Origin of the sequence: Bradyrhizobium sp. CCBAU 53415 (assembly GCF_028128735.1) — a bacterium.
Classification (GTDB): Bacteria; Pseudomonadota; Alphaproteobacteria; order Rhizobiales; family Xanthobacteraceae; genus Bradyrhizobium.
This window is the reverse complement of sequence record NZ_LBJF01000001.1, coordinates 829,908-845,482: the sequence shown is the minus strand read 5'-3', so window position 1 is coordinate 845,482 and position 15,575 is coordinate 829,908. Positions and strand designations below refer to the sequence as shown.

The following is a 15,575-nucleotide window of genomic DNA, read 5'->3' as shown; positions in this document are numbered from 1 at the left end:
CTGTCTCAAGACCCGAACACGCCCCGTCTCTTGACGCAAATCAAGCGCGGTCGCACGGGCGGGTCCTAGATTTTTTTCGATTCAACGAGGATACCAGATCCATGTTCGACAGTGACAGGATGGGCGAGGAACTGCGGGCGCTGAAGGTTGACGTCACACGCCTGCTGAGCACCGCCGGCGAGGAGATGTTCGAGAGCTCGAAAGATCGCGCCGAGGCGCTCGCCGATCAGATCAGAGCCGCACTCACCGAGCTCGGCGAGACCGTCGAACAAGAGCAGGAGCAGCTCCAGGGCCTCGTTGCGGAGCGTCCGATCACATCGCTCGCATCCGCCTTCGCGCTGGGCGTGGTTGTCGGCTTCATGCTGAGGAGACACTAGGTGAATACCGAGAATGTCGTCAAACACCTGCGCGTGGCGCACCGACAGGATCATCGCGGACATCAGGCTGCGCCATCTGCTGATCGGCCTCGGGCTGCGCGCCTTCGCGGCGCTGATCGCGGCGTTCGGGCTCCTGATGCTGGAGTTGTCGGCCTATTTCGCGCTGGTGCAGATCTGGAGCGCGATTGCCGCGGCCGCCATCCTCGGCGCCGTCAATTTCGCCATTGCGGCCGTTCTCTTCGTGATCGCCGGCCGCGCTCCGTCAGGCCGGGATATCGAGCTTGCCAACGAAATTCATGACGCATCCATCGAAGCCCTTCAGATCGAGGCGCGTGCGCTCCAGGCTCAGGTGTCAGGCGCGGTACATCATCCGCTCAGCACGATCGTGCCGGTGCTGGTGCCGCTGATTGCGATCATCGTCAAGAACTTGCGAACGACGGCCAAGACGCCCGCCGATGCAACATCGGCTGATTCGCGCTCTTGAAGAGCGGCGCGATTGGTCCTCGCGCTCGAGGCCATTGTTTGAGCACGCTCTTCCGGAAACCGCTTGACGCATGTCCGGATCATTCCAGCCCGCTCAGAGCTTCAACTTGACGTCGCAAAGATCAGGCTCCGTCGGATCCGCCTTGACCTCGAAGCCGAGCTGCCGGCACATGTCGAGCATCACGGTGTTCTCCTGGAGCACGTCGCCCGATATGGCCTTCAGTCCTTCCGAGCGCGCGTAGTCGATGATCAGCTGCATGAGGGCCCAGCCGAGCCCCCTGCCCTTGAGATCGGACCGCAGCAGGATCGCGTATTCGCCGCTCTCGTAGATCGAGTCCGAATGGATCCGGACGACGCCGACCATTTCGCCGGTGGCCTCGTCGAATGCCATGAAGGCCATCGCGCGCGCATAGTCGAGCTGGGTCAGGCGTGCGATGAACTCATGGGTGAACTCCTTCATCGGCGCAAAGAACCGCAGGCGAAGGTCGTGCGGCGTGACGTGACGCAGGAATTCGTGGATGGTCGGCTCGTCCTCGGGGCGCATGGGCCGCACGAAGATGTGCCAGTCGTCCTTGAGCTTGAGGCGGCGCTCCCATTGCGACGGATAGGCGCGAACGGCGAAATTGGCCGGGCCGGAGCCGGCGAACTTCCGCTGCGGCGGCCCGACCGCAACGCGGGCATCGACCGCGGTCACGCCGGTTTCGTCCGCCAGCAGCGGGTTGATGTCGAATTCGCGGATCTCGGGAATGTCGGCCGCGATCTGTGCCAGCTTCACCAGCACCATGGCGACGGCGTCCGGCTTCACCGCCGGCACGTCCCGGTAAGCGCGGAGCAGCCGCGACACGCGCGTGCGCTCGATCAGGTCGCGGGCCAGCTGCAGATCGAGCGGCGGCAGCGCGAGCGCCTTGTCGTTGATGATCTCCACAGCCGTCCCGCCCCGGCCGAAAACGACCACCGTGCCGAAGGTCGGATCGTCGGCGAGGCCCAGGATCAGCTCGCGCGCTTTCGCCTTGACGACCATCGCCTGGACGATGACGCCGCCGATGCGCGCCTCCGGGCGCAGCTTCTTCGCACGCCCCATAATGCCCATGGCAGCCCCTCGGACTGCTTCAGGCGTGGTCAGGTTGAGAACGACGCCGCCGACATCGGATTTGTGGACGATGTCCCGCGACATGATCTTCAGCACGACGGTGTCGCCTTGTGCGAAGATGTCCTTCGCATAGGCCACCGCCTGCTCGACATCGGTCGCCGCATAGGTCGGCACCATCGCGATGTCGTAGGCTTCGAGCAGGTGCTTGATCTCGACAGGCTCGAGCCATTCGCGGCCGTCCGCGATCGCGGCGGTGACGATCTGTCTCGCTCCCTGGGCGTCCGGAACGAAGGTGTCGGGCATTGCGGGAGGAACCTGGCTCAGCTCCTCCACCACTTCGCGGTGCCGGACCAGATGCATGAAGCCGCGCACGGCGTCGTCCTCGGTCGGATAGTTCGGCACACCGGCGCCGGAGAGTGTCTGAATGATGTTCTGATCGGCCCCAACCCAGGCCGCCAATACGGGCTTCGCCCAGCTGCGGTGCTGTTCGCGATATTTTCTGACGAGCTCCGTCACGGTCGTGGCGATCTCGGCGGCCGAGGCGATCGCCGTTTGCACATTGAGGACCAGGACAGCGTCGTTGTCGCGATCGGCCAGCAGTTCCTCCAGCGCCACCGCGTAGCGCGAGGCGTCGGCATCGCCCACGATGTCAACGGGATTTGCTCCGGACCAGGTCGGCGGCAGCGCTGCATCGAGCTTCTTGCGCGCCTCAGCCGAGATGGTCGCCGGAATTCCTCCGAGTTCGACCAATCGATCGATGGCAAGGACGCCGATGCCGCCACCGTTGGTCAGGATGGCGAGACGCTTTCCCGTCGGCGATTCCACGCGGCCGAGTGTCTCGGCACAATCGAACAGCTCACGCAGATCGGAGACCCGCAGGACACCCGCGCGGCGGAACGCCGCGTCGTAGACAGCGTCGGCGCCGGCGAGCGCACCGGTGTGCGTGGCAGCCGCCTTCGCGCCCTGCGCCATGCGGCCGGACTTCACCACGACGACGGGCTTCACGCGCGCGGCGGCGCGCGCCGCCGACATGAACTTGCGCGCGTCCTTGATGGCTTCGATGTAGAGCAGGATCGCGCGGGTCTTGTGATCCATGGCGAAATGGTCGAGCAGATCGGCAATATCGACGTCGATCTGATCGCCGATCGAGACGATGCCGGAGAAGCCGACGCCGCGCTGCGCGGCCCAATCGACCATGCCGGCGGCAATTGCGCCCGATTGCGAGATCAGCGCGAGGTTACCCGCCCCCGGCATGTGCGCGGCGAAGCTGGCATTCAGGCTGACGCCGGGCATCATGATGCCGAGGCAGTTCGGCCCGATCAACCGCATGCCGTTTTTTCGAGCAGCACTGCTTGTCGCCTCGTGCAGCGATCCCGGCCCCTGGCCGAGCCCGGCCGAGACGATCAGCGCGCCGGCAGAGCCGCGACGCCCGGCCTGGTCGACGATGCCCGGAATCTCGCCCGCGGGGGCGGTGATGACCACGAGTTCGGGCACGAAGTCCAGCCTGTCCAGGCTCTTCACCGCCGCGACGCCGCCGATCTCGGCATGGCGTGGATTGACGAGGCCAAACTGCCCCTTGAATCCGGCCTTGCGAATGTTCTCGAGGACGGCGCGTCCGACGGACGCCGGACGGGCGCTCGCCCCGACGAGCGCGACCGAGCGTGGCGACAGCAGGTTGTTGAGACGATAGATTGACATGAAAGCAAATGCGCCGGGTCAGCAGCGGTTCCGATTGGTTGACGATCAGGCCCGGAAGCAGAAGGAGCCTAGTGCGAGATCATAACCCAGCACGGTGGCTGGCCAATGACGGTCTTTGTCACGCCGCCCCAGACGATCTCGTTCAGGCGCGAATGATGATAGGCGCCCATCACGATCGCATCGATGCCATGGGAATTCGCCCAGTTTCCCAGTACCTTGCCGATGGAGCTGCCGCCACCCTTCGTCGTTTCGAACGAGGCATAGACCCCGTGTTCCCTCAAATGACCGACGAGAGCCGTTCCGGATTGTATGACCGCGTCAGTCTTATCCTCCGCCGCAGTCACCACGCGGACCGAGCTGGCAGCCCGAAGAATGGGCAACGCATCGCCGACCGCACGCGCGGCGCGGGCAGAATGATCCCAGGCAATCATGACGTTCTCGAATTCAGGCCGAAGTTCGTCCGCGAGATGTTCGGGACAGAGCAGAAGCGGCCGGCCGGATCCGAACAGGAAAGCTTCGACAATGCCCTCTGTTCGGCTGTCGTGCGGCTTCACGGGAACCAGCGTGAGGTCGCTGAAGCGGGCATGCTCGGCGAGGATCGCCCCGATCTGATCCGCAGGCACTTTACCCGATCGGCTCTGGGCGCGAACGCCGGCGCGGGAAGCTGCATTGGTGAAGGCGTTCAGGAGCTGTTGCATGTCGCCTGCCTCGGATGAACCGCTTGCGTCCGCGGAATCGCGATCGTAAGGCAGCATCATCTTCGGCCGCTCGAAAACCTCTTCCTCGAGCGCGAGCGCGGTGATCCTGGCGCCGAGATCGGCGGCAACAGCCACGCATTTCTCGATCGCGACCAGGGCCGGTCCGTGCGGCCGGCCGACCAGGGGCAGAAAGACGTCCTTGATGGGCATCGAAGTTCTCCTCACTCGTCACAATAGGTCGGCTCCCGTCGAGACGCTTGATCCTCATCAAGCCAGGGCACCTCGGTCCGGTCGCCCGGGAACAGGCGTTGACCGACGTCAAGGACTGGCCGCACTGTCATTCTATGAATAGTTCATCGGAGCGGATCGCCCCGGAGAGACTCATGCGTGCGATGGTGTTGCCGGCCGCGCGAGCGCGGCTCCAGATGGAGGAGCGGCCCGATCCGAAGCCGGGCGAGGGTCAGCTCCGGGTGAAGATCAGCGCCTGCGGCGTATGCCGGACCGATCTTCATCTGGTCGATGCCGAGCTGCCCGATATTCGCTATCCGATCGTGCCTGGCCACGAGATCGTCGGCCGGGTCGATCTCGTGGGCCCGAACGTGGCAACACATGCCCCTGGCGACCGGGTCGGCATTCCCTGGCTCGGCTTCACCTGCGGAAAGTGTCGATTCTGCCGGGAGGGCATGGAAAACCTGTGCGACGCACCGCTGTTCACCGGCTACACGCGCGACGGCGGCTACGCAACTCACACCATCGCCGACGCACGTTACGCCTTTCCACTCGGTGAGGCCGGCAGCGACGTGGAGATTGCGCCTCTGCTGTGCGCAGGGCTGATCGGCTGGCGCTCGCTGGTCCTGGCCGGCCCTGCCGACAGGCTCGGCCTCTTTGGCTTTGGCGCAGCCGGCCACATCATCGCGCAAGTCGCGGTTTGGCAGGGACGATCCGTCTATGCCTTCACGCGACGCGGCGATGCCGCAGCACAAGACCTCGCGCGTCGTCTCGGCGCGGTCTGGGCGGGATCATCGGACCAAGCGCCCGACGAGCCGCTCGACGCCGCCATCATCTACGCACCATCAGGCGAGCTTGTCCCGGCCGCGTTGCGCGCCGTCCGCAAAGGCGGTCGCGTCGTATGCGCCGGCATCCACATGAGCGACATTCCAAGCTTTCCATATGACCTGCTCTGGCAGGAACGGCAGTTGGTCTCGGTCGCCAATCTCACGCGGCAGGATGGCCTCGATTTTCTAAAGGTCGCTCTGCAAGCCGGCGTGCGCACCGAGACGACGGCGTTTCCGCTCGACCAGGCCAACGAGGTTCTGAACATGCTGCGGGATGGCCAGATTCTCGGCGCGGCCGTGCTGACGCCCTGATGGTGCTTCGGATGCCCGCTTCGATGAAAGATGAAACGGCGGCCCAGGAGCGGATCTTCCGGACGCTGACCGACCATCCCGGGGTGACGCGGATCGACACGCACGGAGCCTCGGTGTTCCTGGACGGAAAGCGCGCGCTGAAGATCAAGCGCGCCGTCCGGTTTCCGTTCCTCGACTACTCGACGCTCGAGAAGCGCAAGGCGGCCTGCGAGGAGGAGATCAGGATCAACCGGCCGCTGGCGCCGCAGATCTATCACCGCGTCGTGGCGATCACCGAAGAGCCGGATGGATCTCTGAAGGTCGACGGCGCCGGCCGGCCGATCGAGTATGCGGTCGACATGTCGCGCTTCGACGAAAGCAGGACGCTGGATCATCTCGCCAAGGCCGGTCCGCTGGACACGAAGCTCGCCTCGGCTGCCGCCGACGCAATCGTGGCGTCGCACGCGGCCGCGACTCGCGCCGACGGAAAAGCATGGGTCTCGTCCATCCCGGCCCTGATCGACGGCAACTGTGACGGTCTGCGGGCCGGCGGACATTTCAACGCGGGAGACATCGAAAGGCTCGGCAAGGCCTCGCACGAGGCATTTCTGCGAATCCGTCCGCTGCTCGCGGAGCGCGCCCGCCAGGGCTTCGTGCGCCGCTGCCATGGCGATCTGCATCTCGCAAATATCGTTCTGATCGATGATCGGCCCGTGCTGTTCGACGCCATCGAGTTCGATGCGCAAATGGCGACGGTCGACGTGCTCTACGATCTCGCATTCACGCTGATGGACCTGTTGCAGCACGATCAACCCGGCGCGGCCAACGTGGTGCTGAACCGATATCTCGCCGTGACGCCGGCCGACAATCTCGACGCGCTCTCGGCGCTGCCGCTGTTCATGTCGATCCGGGCGACGATCCGCGCCCAGGTGGCCCTGGCACGGCTAAAGCGGCCGCATTGCGATCGTCCCGGCATTCTTGACCAGGCGCAGCGCTATTTTGACCTTGCCAGGATGCTGATCCATCCTCCTGCTCCGCGTCTGATTGCGGTCGGCGGACTGTCAGGCACCGGCAAGACGGTCTTGGCGCACGCGCTCGCGCCGGTCGTCCCTCCGCAGCCGGGAGCCGTGGTGCTGCGCAGCGACCTCGTCCGCAAGCAGATGTTCGGGGTCGAGGACACGCACCGCCTGCCGCCATCCGCCTACACGCTGGAGGTCGCGACCCGGGTCTACGGCACGCTGGCTCAGCACGCCCGGCGGGTGCTGGCGCAAGGCCATTCGGCGATCATCGACGGCGTATTCGCCCGCGAGGACGAACGCGACGCGATCGCCGCGCTGGCACGCGAGTGCAATGTGCCGTTGAACGGCCTGTTCCTGGTCGCAGACCTCGCGACCCGGCAACTGCGGATCGGAAGCCGCCGGGGGGACGCATCGGACGCCACACAAGAGGTTGCCGCGCTACAGGAGCACTATAATATCGGCCACATCGGCTGGGCGACCATCGATGCATCCGGAACACCAGAGCAAACCCTCCAGAACTGCCGGGACGCAATTGCTGGGGGGCAAGTAAGGCAATCTGATTGACTCGGGCCAGGATGTCGCGACCCAGCACAAGCTCGACGGCGACCACGCACGCCAAGCCGGCGGCACGGCGCAGTGCGCTGCCCGCCCGCCTCAGCCCCGGCATGGCCTGCGACACCGCCTTCCGGATCATCGCCCGCCGTCACCTCGACGCCGTGCTCGCTCAGCACGACGGCACTTGCCGCGGCGATCCAGATGCGCTGCACCAGATCCGCGTCGCACTGACGCATCTGCGAACTGCCATCCGCTTCTTCTCGCCGATGGTCGACGATGCCCTGCGGCCGAATGTCTGGGCCGAACTGAAATGGCTGAACGGTCAGCTCGGCATGGTGCGGGATCTCGACGTGGCAATCGAGCGGGTCGTGGCCGAGAGCGGCGACGAGCTCGCCGTGATCGCCGAGCTTCAACACTGGGACGAGAAACGGGCCGAGAGCCACCGGCTGCTGTCGCGCGCGCTGCAATCTGCGCGTTACCGCCGCCTGGTCGAGCAGACCTCGACGTGGATCGATAGCGGCCCCTGGTCGACCCGGCGCAGCAAGGAAGCCATCAGGTTGCGCCGCCGCACGCTCGCCGACCACGCGATGGAGCGGTTGACCGAGTGGGAGACGACGCTGCTCAAGAAGGCACGAAAGCTCCGCAAGCTCGACGCCGAGAAACGACACAAGGTGCGCCTTCTCAACAAGCGGATGACCTATTCGATCGAGTCGCTCCAGGATCTGTTCGCCGAAGAAACGCTGACGAAACAGAAGTCCATCCTCAAGCAATTGCGCAAGGCGCAACGCTCGCTCGGACAATTGAACGACGATGCACGAGGACAAGCGCTGGCAGCGTCGTTGAACGGCGCCGGGATCGAGGCCGGCAATCGCTTCCTCAACCGCAAGCGGAAAAAGAAGCTGTTGCGAACGGCGGCGGCGGCCTATCGGAAACTGGACAAGGCCAAACCCTTCCGCTCCTCGGACCTTACGCCGAACTCCGAGCCGGAGGTTTAAAGCATGATCCGGAAAAGTGCGCAGCGGTTTTCCCTCGCGACAAACGCGGAACGCGCGTTTGCGCGGAGATCATGCCTAAACAACAACCTAAAGCGCGATGACGATTTATCCTAATCGCATCGCGCTTCAGGTGTGGACGTAGGCTCCCGGCGCGTCGGGCAGGCCGGATGCGTTTCCAAGCCCGATCTGCGGCGGATCGCAGGGCGCGCCGGAGCGCGCCGCAAGCCATTTGGTCCATTCTGGCCACCACGACCCTTCAGCTCGCGGAGCCAGCTTCAGCCATTCATCCGCACCAACATAGGGTGCATCAGCAGCCTTGGTCAGCACCTGATAGCTGTGGCCGGGCTCCTCTGGAGGCGCCACCACACCGGCATTGTGACCGCCACTGGTCAACAGGAACGTCACGTCGGCATCGACCTGATAGTGGATCTTGTAGACGGATCGCCATGGCGCCACATGATCGGCGAGCGTGCCGACCACGAACATCGGCGCGTGAATATCGGAGAGCGAAATGCTCCTGCCTCCGACGAGATAGCGCCCTCCCGCCAGATCGTTGTCGAGGAACAGCTTGCGCAGATACTCCGAATGCATGCGATAAGGCAGCCGCGTGGCGTCGGCGTTCCAGGCCATCAGGTCGCTCGGCGGCGCGCTCTCGCCCATCAGGTAGTCGTGTGACAGCCGCGACCAGATCAGTTCGTTGGAGCGCAGCAGCTGGAAGGCGCCGGCCATCTGCGTCGTGTCGAGATAGCCGCGCTGCCACATCATGTCTTCGAGAAAGGCCACCTGGCTCTCGTTGATGAAGAGCGTCAGCTCTCCGGCCTCGGTGAAGTCGGTCTGGGCAGCAAGGAGAGTGACGCTGCCGAGGCGGCTATCACCGTCGCGCTCCATCGCGGCGGCGACGATCGACAGCAGAGTGCCTCCCAAGCAATAGCCGAGCGCATGGGTCTTCCGACCCGGCATGACCAGGCCGATCATGTCGAGCGCGGCCATGACACCCAGCTTGCGATAGTCGTCGAAGGCAAGATCCCGATCCCTGGCATCCGGATTGCGCCAGGAGATCGCGAACACGGTGAAGCCTTGGCCGGTCAGATATTTGACCAGCGAGTTATGCGGCGACAGATCGAGAATATAGTACTTCATGATCCAGGCCGGCACGATCAGGATCGGCTCGGGTCGCACCTGCGCTGTGGTTGGATAGTATTGAATGAGCTCGATCAGCTCGTTGCGGTAAACGACCTTGCCAGGCGAGACCGCCACCGTCTTGCCGACCACAAACTGCCCGTCGTCCGCCAACTTCGAGTTGGAGAGCAGGCGCGTCAGGTCGCCGCACCAGTTCTGCCAGCCGAAGACGAAATTCTCCCCGCCGCTCTGGAACGCCTTCTCCAGCACCTTCGGGTTGGTCGCCGCGAAATTCGACGGCGCCAGCATGTCGAGCATCTGGCGCATCGAGAACTCGACGATGGCTTCATTTGCGTGTGACACGCCGCGCACGCCCGTTGCAGCATCGCGCCACCAGCGCTCCGCGAGCAGAAATGCCTGCGCCAGCAGATTGAACGGCGGGGTCTCCCATTGCGACCCGCCGAAACGGCGATCCCGGTGCTGCGGCGCGATCACAGCCCACGGCTTTTGCCCCGGCGACATCGCGTGCGCGACGGCTTCCATGAGCCGGCCGGTGTCGCGAAGGACGTTGCGGGAGATCTCCATCCGGCGCTGCGGCGCCGCGGCGAGATGCGAACCCCAATCGAGCCAGGCGAGCGACAGGGCAAGCGGCGATATTCCGCCCGTGAACCGCGCCAGCATCGCGTGAAAAGCGCGGTCAAGAGGATATGGCTCCGATCCAGGCAGAGGACCGGCGGCGACCGGCACGCGGTCGAGCCTCTCGGGGCTCACCGGCGAGGTTTCGGGACCAGCGACGGGATGAGCGGGAAGAACCTGCACCGCCGGCTCTTCGGCCCGTGGAAATATCTGCACGACGCTCATGGCTCATATTCCTGCGGGCTTCGGTTCTCAATGGCAACAGGATATGGCGAGGCTCCAGATCCGTCTTGAGCTGCATCAAATCCGGGTCCGGATCATAATTGCTCAATCAGGATCGGCCGTGTTCGCTCGCTTGACCTGTGTCAAGCCGCACCTTGATACCCGAGCTAGTTTTCGCGCATCGAAGTTTCAACAAGCCAGCGGAGTTGTCCATGCGCGCCCACCAGATCATGACCCGGTCGGTCATCTCGGTAACCCCAGACACCAGCATCGTCGAAGCGGCAAACATCATGCTGAAGCGGCATGTCAGCGGGCTCACGGTGGTCGATGAGACCGGCAAGCTGGTCGGTGTCGTGTCCGAAGGAGACTTCATCCGCCGCAGCGAGATCGGCACCGGGCGCAAGCGCGGGCGCTGGCTGCGGTTCATCCTTGGTCCGGGCAAATCCGCCAGCGACTTCGTTCACGAGCACGGCCGCAAGGTCGCGGAAGTGATGACCGACTCGCCCGTGACCATCACGGAGGATACCGCGCTCGCGGAGATCGTCGATCTCATGGAGCGCAATAACGTGAAGCGGCTGCCGGTGGTGCGCGGCGACAAGGTCGTCGGCATCGTATCCCGCGCCAATCTGCTGCAGGCGGTGGCGGGGCTCGCCCGCGAAGTGCCGGATCCGACCGCGGACGACGACCACATTCGCAGCCGCATCATCGACACCATGGAGAAGAACGACTGGTGCCCGTTCGGGCTGAACGTCATCGTCCGCGACGGCATCGTTCATCTCAGCGGCGTCATCACCGAAGAGCGCGCACGGCAGGCCGCGATCGTCGCCGCGGAGAATGTCGAGGGCGTCAAGAAGGTGCACGACCATCTGTGCTGGGTCGACACCATGTCCGGCGTCTATCTGAACTCGCCCGAGGACGATGAACTCGCCAAGGCGAGCTGACCAAGGCAAGCTGATCGAGGCGAGCCGATCGCGGCAGAGTTCAACGAGGAATGACGGCGGTGGCCTCGATCTCGACGCGCGCCGCCTGCTCGACGAGCCGGACCACCTGAACCAGCGCCATCGCGGGATAGTGCGCTCCGAAGATCTCGCGATAGACCCTGCCCAGCTCCTTCAGATTGGCCAGGTACTCGTCCATGTCGACGACGTACCAGGTCAGACGCACGAGGTGCTCGGGCCGGGCACCGGCCTCGGCCAGGATCGCGGCGATGTTGTCCAAGGTCTGGCGCACTTGCGCGACGAAGCCGTCGGCGAGACGCTCTGCTGCGTCCCAGCCGATCACCCCGCCGGTGACGACGATGCGCCCTTCGGCAGCCATGCCGTTGGCATAGCCCTTCGGCACCGGCCAGCCTGACGGCTGCAGGATCTGCGCCTCGATGCGCGTTCCGTCCTCGGCTGCTGTCGGCAGCACCGCGAGTTGCGGGCCTTTCGGCGTCGTCACAGACAATTCTCTATCCTTCTCTCATTCCGCAGCGACGCCTGAGGACGTCGCCGCGGCCTGCGCCAGCTGCCGCAGGGCAAAGCGCTTCAGCTTGCCGGTCTCCGTCTTGGGCAATTGCGCCACGAACTCGATCGCGCGCGGATATTTGTACGGCGCGATCTCGCGTTTGACATGCTCCTGCAACTCGGCCACGAGCTGAGCGTCAGGCGTCACGCCGGGCGCGGCGATGACATAGGCCTTCACGATCATCCCGCGCGCCTCGTCCGGCGCGCCGACCACGCCGCACTCGGCGACCGCCGGATGCGTGAGGAGCGCCGCCTCGACATCCGTGCCCGCGATGTTGTAACCGGCCGACACGATCATGTCGTCGGAGCGCGACTGGTACCAGAAATAACCGTCGCTATCCATCAGATAGGTGTCACCGGTGATGTTCCAGCCGTTCTGGACGTATTTGCGCTGCCGCTCGTCGGCCAGGTAGCGGCAGCCGGTCGGCCCGCGCACGGCGAGACGGCCTATCGTTCCGGGCGGCACGTCGCGGCCCTCATCATCGACGATCTTGGCCTCATAGCCCGGCACGGGCTTGCCGGTGGCGCCGGGGCGGATGTCGTCCTCGGTCGCACTGATGAAGATGTGGAGCAGTTCGGTCGAACCGATGCCGTCCATCAGCTTGATTCCGGTCGCCTTGAGCCAGGCATCGAATGTCGGCTTGGGCAGCGTCTCGCCGGCCGAGACGCATTTGCGAAGCGAGGAGATGTCGCGGCCCGAAAGCTTGCCGAGCATGGCGCGGTACGCGGTCGGCGCCGTGAAGCAGACCGTGGTCTTGTATTGCTCGATCGCCAACAGCAGGTCGTCAGGCGTCGTCTTCTCCAGCACGACGAAGGAGGCGCCGATATGCATCGGAAACAGCACTCCGCCGAAGCCGAACGTGAACGCGAGCGGCGCCGAGCCGATGAAGCGATCGTTCTGCTCGGCCCGCAGGATGTTGCGCGCGTAACCGTCACAGACCGCGAGCATGTCGCGGTGGAAATGCATGGTGCCCTTGGGATCGCCTGTCGTGCCCGAGGTGAAAGCGATCAGGCAGATGTCGTCGGACGCGGTATCGACAGCCCTGAATTCAGGACTGGCATCTGCGATCAGCGCCTCGAGCGAATCGGCGGCGCCATTGCCCCAATAGACGACGCGCTCGAGACCGGGCGCTGCGGCCCTCGCCTTCTCCATCTCCTCGGAGAGTTTTCCATCGCACAGTGCCAGCGTGATCGCCGCTTTCTGGATCGGATAGGACAGCTCCTTGGCGCGAAGCAGCGGCATCGTCGCCACGACGATGCCGCCAGCCTTGATCACTGCGAGATAGGTCGCAACCATCATGGGATTGTTGGCAGAGCGCAGCAGCACGCGGCCGCCGGGGACGAGACCAAGCTTGCCGACCAGCACGTTGGCGATGCGGTTCACGAGCGCCTGCAACTCGCGATAGGTGTAGCTGATGGCAGGGCTGATGACACAGGGTGCCTCGCCATGACCCTGCTCGACCCACCGATCGAGGAAATAGCTGACGCAGTTCAGCCGCGGGGCGTAGTGCAGCTCCGGCCGCGTGAAAACGAATTCGGGCCAGAGCTCGCGCGGCGGCAGATGCTGCCGCGCGAACGTATCGATATGGGCCGTCGCGGCGTTGCCGTCATGCGAGCCCGTCACTTGAACCTTGGCGGCGTTGGCCATCGCACGCTCCTTTCAGCATGGATTGCACCCGGCAGCACGATCTGGAAAACATTTTAGGCTTAAAACAATTTGGCGCAATAGCGGATTTTGGGCATGCCGTGCTTTTTCCTGCGGCAAAGGGGTTTTGCGGCCTGCTCGGCCGACCTGCTTATGGCCGGCGGCGCGCGGCCGACTTCTGCGCCGACGCCTTGGTCTTGGCCAGCAACCGCATCAATTCGCGCACGTCCTTCGGCGTCAGATCGGCGAAGAGATCGGCGATCCAGGTTTCGTGCTCCGCAGCCATCCTGCGAAACTCGGCCCGCCCGAGCTTCGTGAGGCGGATCACCTGGACGCGGCGGTCCGTCTCCGACGTTCGCCGGTCGAGATGACCGGAGTCCACCAGCCGCTCCACGAGGCCGGTCACATTGCCGTTCGACACCATCATGCGCTTGGAGACGTCGGACAGCGTCATGCCATCGGGCGCCTTGTCGAGCTGCGCCATCAGATCGAAGCGCGGCAGCGTGACGTCGAACCGCTGCCGCAGCCGGCCGCGCACCTCGCCCTCGATCAACGTCGTGCAGGTCAGGAGCCGCAGCCACAACCGAAGCTCTTCGGCGTGGTCCTCCGGCGTTTCGACGGCCTTGGTCTCGGAATCGAGCATGTTGATGCAGTCACTCACGGCCGGCATTGGCGCCCGCACGGATTCCCCAACGTTTTGAGCTTCAAATAAATCGGAGCCGGCCGCAAGTCCAAAGCTGCAACAATCGACCGCACGTGAATTTCTTTAGGCTTCAAATAATTGGCGCGCCGCTTGCATGCGCGCTACCCGCTTGGATGGCGACGCCTCGAGCTTGCTTGCCGCGGCAGCCGTCATCGGCATAAGCTTGGATTGGAGTACGCGGCTTGCAGCGCTCGCCGATAGTCACGAGGGACAGATCATGAAGATGCAAATGACCTTGGCCGCAGCCACCGTGCTGCTTGGCACCGCGATGACCCCTGCCCTCGCCCAGGAGAAGATCAAGCTGGGCGTGATCGTGACCCTGTCGGGGCCCGCGGCCGCGCTCGGCCAACAGGTTCGCGACGGCTTTGCACTTGCGGTCAAGGATCTCGGCAGCAAGATGGGCGGCCGCGATGTCGAGGTCGTCGTGGTCGACGACGAGCTCAAGCCGGACGCGGCGGTGACCAAGGTCAAGGGTCTTCTGGAGCGCGAGAAGGTCGACTTCGTGGTCGGGCCAATCTTCTCCAACATTCTCCAGGCGATCCATCGGCCCGTCACGGAATCAAAAGTGTTCCTGATCAGCCCCAATGCCGGCCCGTCGACATTCGCCGGCAAGGACTGCAATCCGTTCTTCTTTGTGACGTCGTATCAGAACGATCAGGTGCACGAGATCCTCGGCAAGGTCGCGCAGGATCGAGGCTACAAGCGCATGTACCTGATGGTGCCGAACTATCAGGCCGGCAAGGATTCGGCGGCGGGTTTCAAGCTCGACTACAAGGGCGAGATCGTCGAGGAATCCTACATGCCGCTGAACACGCTGGACTTCCAGCCCGAGTTGTCCAAGATTTCCTCGCAGAAGCCCGATGCGCTGTTCACGTTCATGCCCGGCGGCCTCGGCGTCAATCTCGTCAAGCAGTACCGGCAAGCAGGCCTCGCCGACACCATTCCGGTGCTCTCGGCCTTCACGGTCGATGAGTCGACCCTGCCGGCGCAGCAGGATGCGGCCGTCGGCATGTTCGGCGGCGCGAACTGGGCGCCCAATCTCGACAATCCCCAGAACAAGAAGTTCGTCGCAGCCTATGAAGCCGCCTACAACATCGTGCCCGGCACCTATGCTTTCCAGGCGTACGACGCCGCGATGTTGATCGACAGTGCCGTCAAGGCCGTGAAGGGCGACCTCTCGAACAAGGATGCTGTACGAGCTGAGCTGAAGAAGGCGGATTTCACCTCGCTTCGTGGTGCCTTCAAGTTCAACACCAACGGTTATCCGATCCAGGATTTTTACCTGACCAAGGTCGCCAAGCGTCCGGACGGCAAGTTCCAGACCGAGATCGTGCAGAAGGTGTTCGAGAACTACGGCGACCGGTATGCCAAGGACTGCAAGGCGGCGAACTGAAGCGCGATGCGATTAGGATGAATCGTCATCGCGCTTCAGGTTGTTGTTTAAGCATGATCTCCGCGCAAACGCGTTCCGCGTTTGTCGCGAG

12 protein-coding genes and 1 pseudogene are annotated in these 15,575 nt (G+C 64.2%); 7 read left to right on the top strand and 6 right to left on the bottom strand.

The genetic code is table 11. From position 1 onward, the window contains the following. Positions 1-101 precede the first annotated feature (101 nt). Both XH87_RS03925 and XH87_RS03920 read left to right on the top strand, forming a co-directional pair. On the top strand, positions 102-377 hold the full coding sequence (locus XH87_RS03925) for a hypothetical protein (RefSeq protein ID WP_035704954.1): 276 nt from the start codon (positions 102-104) through the stop codon (positions 375-377). Then, positions 378-861, top strand: a pseudogene (locus XH87_RS03920) (phage holin family protein). Positions 862-954: 93 nt separating this feature from the next. Here XH87_RS03920 and XH87_RS03915 read toward each other — a convergent pair. Together XH87_RS03915 and XH87_RS03910 are read right to left on the bottom strand one after the other, a co-directional pair. Next, a complete protein-coding gene (locus XH87_RS03915; protein WP_271586232.1) occupies positions 955-3,648 on the bottom strand; it encodes a bifunctional acetate--CoA ligase family protein/GNAT family N-acetyltransferase in 2,694 nt (897 codons plus the stop codon). Between the two features lie 68 nt (positions 3,649-3,716). Further along, a complete protein-coding gene (locus tag XH87_RS03910; protein ID WP_271586231.1) occupies positions 3,717-4,556 on the bottom strand; it encodes a universal stress protein in 840 nt (279 codons plus the stop codon). 173 nt (positions 4,557-4,729) lie between these two features. Between XH87_RS03910 and XH87_RS03905 the strand changes: the two genes are divergently transcribed. The 3 genes from XH87_RS03905 to XH87_RS03895 are packed head-to-tail and all read left to right on the top strand — an operon-like array spanning position 4,730 to position 8,261. Beyond that, positions 4,730-5,713 (top strand): zinc-dependent alcohol dehydrogenase family protein, encoded by a 984-nt coding sequence (locus XH87_RS03905; protein ID WP_271586230.1) that lies wholly within the window; start codon positions 4,730-4,732, stop codon positions 5,711-5,713. A 23-nt stretch (positions 5,714-5,736) separates the two neighbouring features. Continuing rightward, positions 5,737-7,275, top strand: coding sequence for a bifunctional aminoglycoside phosphotransferase/ATP-binding protein (locus tag XH87_RS03900; protein WP_271586229.1), 1,539 nt, complete (start codon positions 5,737-5,739; stop codon positions 7,273-7,275). 11 nt (positions 7,276-7,286) lie between these two features. Further along, on the top strand, positions 7,287-8,261 hold the full coding sequence (locus XH87_RS03895; RefSeq protein WP_271586228.1) for a CHAD domain-containing protein: 975 nt from the start codon (positions 7,287-7,289) through the stop codon (positions 8,259-8,261). A gap of 126 nt (positions 8,262-8,387) precedes the next feature. Here XH87_RS03895 and XH87_RS03890 read toward each other — a convergent pair whose 3' ends face one another. Then, positions 8,388-10,241, bottom strand: coding sequence for a PHA/PHB synthase family protein (locus XH87_RS03890; RefSeq protein ID WP_271586227.1), 1,854 nt, complete (start codon positions 10,239-10,241; stop codon positions 8,388-8,390). A gap of 209 nt (positions 10,242-10,450) precedes the next feature. On the opposite strand from XH87_RS03890, the gene XH87_RS03885 reads away from it, so the two are divergent. After that, positions 10,451-11,179, top strand: a complete 729-nt coding sequence (locus XH87_RS03885; protein ID WP_158668463.1) for a CBS domain-containing protein — start codon at positions 10,451-10,453, stop codon at positions 11,177-11,179. A gap of 40 nt (positions 11,180-11,219) precedes the next feature. Here the strand turns inward: XH87_RS03885 and XH87_RS03880 are convergent, their stop codons facing one another. From XH87_RS03880 to XH87_RS03870, 3 genes are all read right to left on the bottom strand, one after another. Then, positions 11,220-11,678 (bottom strand): RidA family protein, encoded by a 459-nt coding sequence (locus XH87_RS03880; protein WP_035704971.1) that lies wholly within the window; start codon positions 11,676-11,678, stop codon positions 11,220-11,222. 21 nt (positions 11,679-11,699) lie between these two features. Continuing rightward, entirely contained in the window at positions 11,700-13,391 is a 1,692-nt protein-coding gene (locus XH87_RS03875) for a benzoate-CoA ligase family protein (RefSeq protein ID WP_271586226.1), read from the bottom strand. Positions 13,392-13,539: 148 nt separating this feature from the next. Then, a complete protein-coding gene (locus XH87_RS03870; RefSeq protein WP_035704988.1) occupies positions 13,540-14,058 on the bottom strand; it encodes a MarR family winged helix-turn-helix transcriptional regulator in 519 nt (172 codons plus the stop codon). 250 nt (positions 14,059-14,308) lie between these two features. Between XH87_RS03870 and XH87_RS03865 the strand changes: the two genes are divergently transcribed. Next, complete coding sequence (locus XH87_RS03865; RefSeq protein WP_271586225.1) at positions 14,309-15,484, top strand: ABC transporter substrate-binding protein; 1,176 nt, start codon at positions 14,309-14,311, stop codon at positions 15,482-15,484. Positions 15,485-15,575: the final 91 nt, after the last annotated feature.

What these genes read in the sequence shown, in the direction of transcription:
- XH87_RS03865 (WP_271586225.1), top strand. Translation starts at nt 14,309, where the DNA reads ATGAAGATGCAAATGACCTTGGCCGCAGCCACCGTGCTGCTTGGCACC.
- XH87_RS03885 (WP_158668463.1), top strand. Translation starts at nt 10,451, where the DNA reads ATGCGCGCCCACCAGATCATGACCCGGTCGGTCATCTCGGTAACCCCA.
- XH87_RS03870 (WP_035704988.1), bottom strand. Translation starts at nt 14,058, where the DNA reads ATGCCGGCCGTGAGTGACTGCATCAACATGCTCGATTCCGAGACCAAG.
- XH87_RS03875 (WP_271586226.1), bottom strand. Translation starts at nt 13,391, where the DNA reads ATGGCCAACGCCGCCAAGGTTCAAGTGACGGGCTCGCATGACGGCAAC.
- XH87_RS03900 (WP_271586229.1), top strand. Translation starts at nt 5,737, where the DNA reads ATGAAAGATGAAACGGCGGCCCAGGAGCGGATCTTCCGGACGCTGACC.
- XH87_RS03925 (WP_035704954.1), top strand. Translation starts at nt 102, where the DNA reads ATGTTCGACAGTGACAGGATGGGCGAGGAACTGCGGGCGCTGAAGGTT.
- XH87_RS03910 (WP_271586231.1), bottom strand. Translation starts at nt 4,556, where the DNA reads ATGCCCATCAAGGACGTCTTTCTGCCCCTGGTCGGCCGGCCGCACGGA.
- XH87_RS03895 (WP_271586228.1), top strand. Translation starts at nt 7,287, where the DNA reads ATGTCGCGACCCAGCACAAGCTCGACGGCGACCACGCACGCCAAGCCG.
- XH87_RS03890 (WP_271586227.1), bottom strand. Translation starts at nt 10,241, where the DNA reads ATGAGCGTCGTGCAGATATTTCCACGGGCCGAAGAGCCGGCGGTGCAG.
- XH87_RS03915 (WP_271586232.1), bottom strand. Translation starts at nt 3,648, where the DNA reads ATGTCAATCTATCGTCTCAACAACCTGCTGTCGCCACGCTCGGTCGCG.
- XH87_RS03905 (WP_271586230.1), top strand. Translation starts at nt 4,730, where the DNA reads ATGCGTGCGATGGTGTTGCCGGCCGCGCGAGCGCGGCTCCAGATGGAG.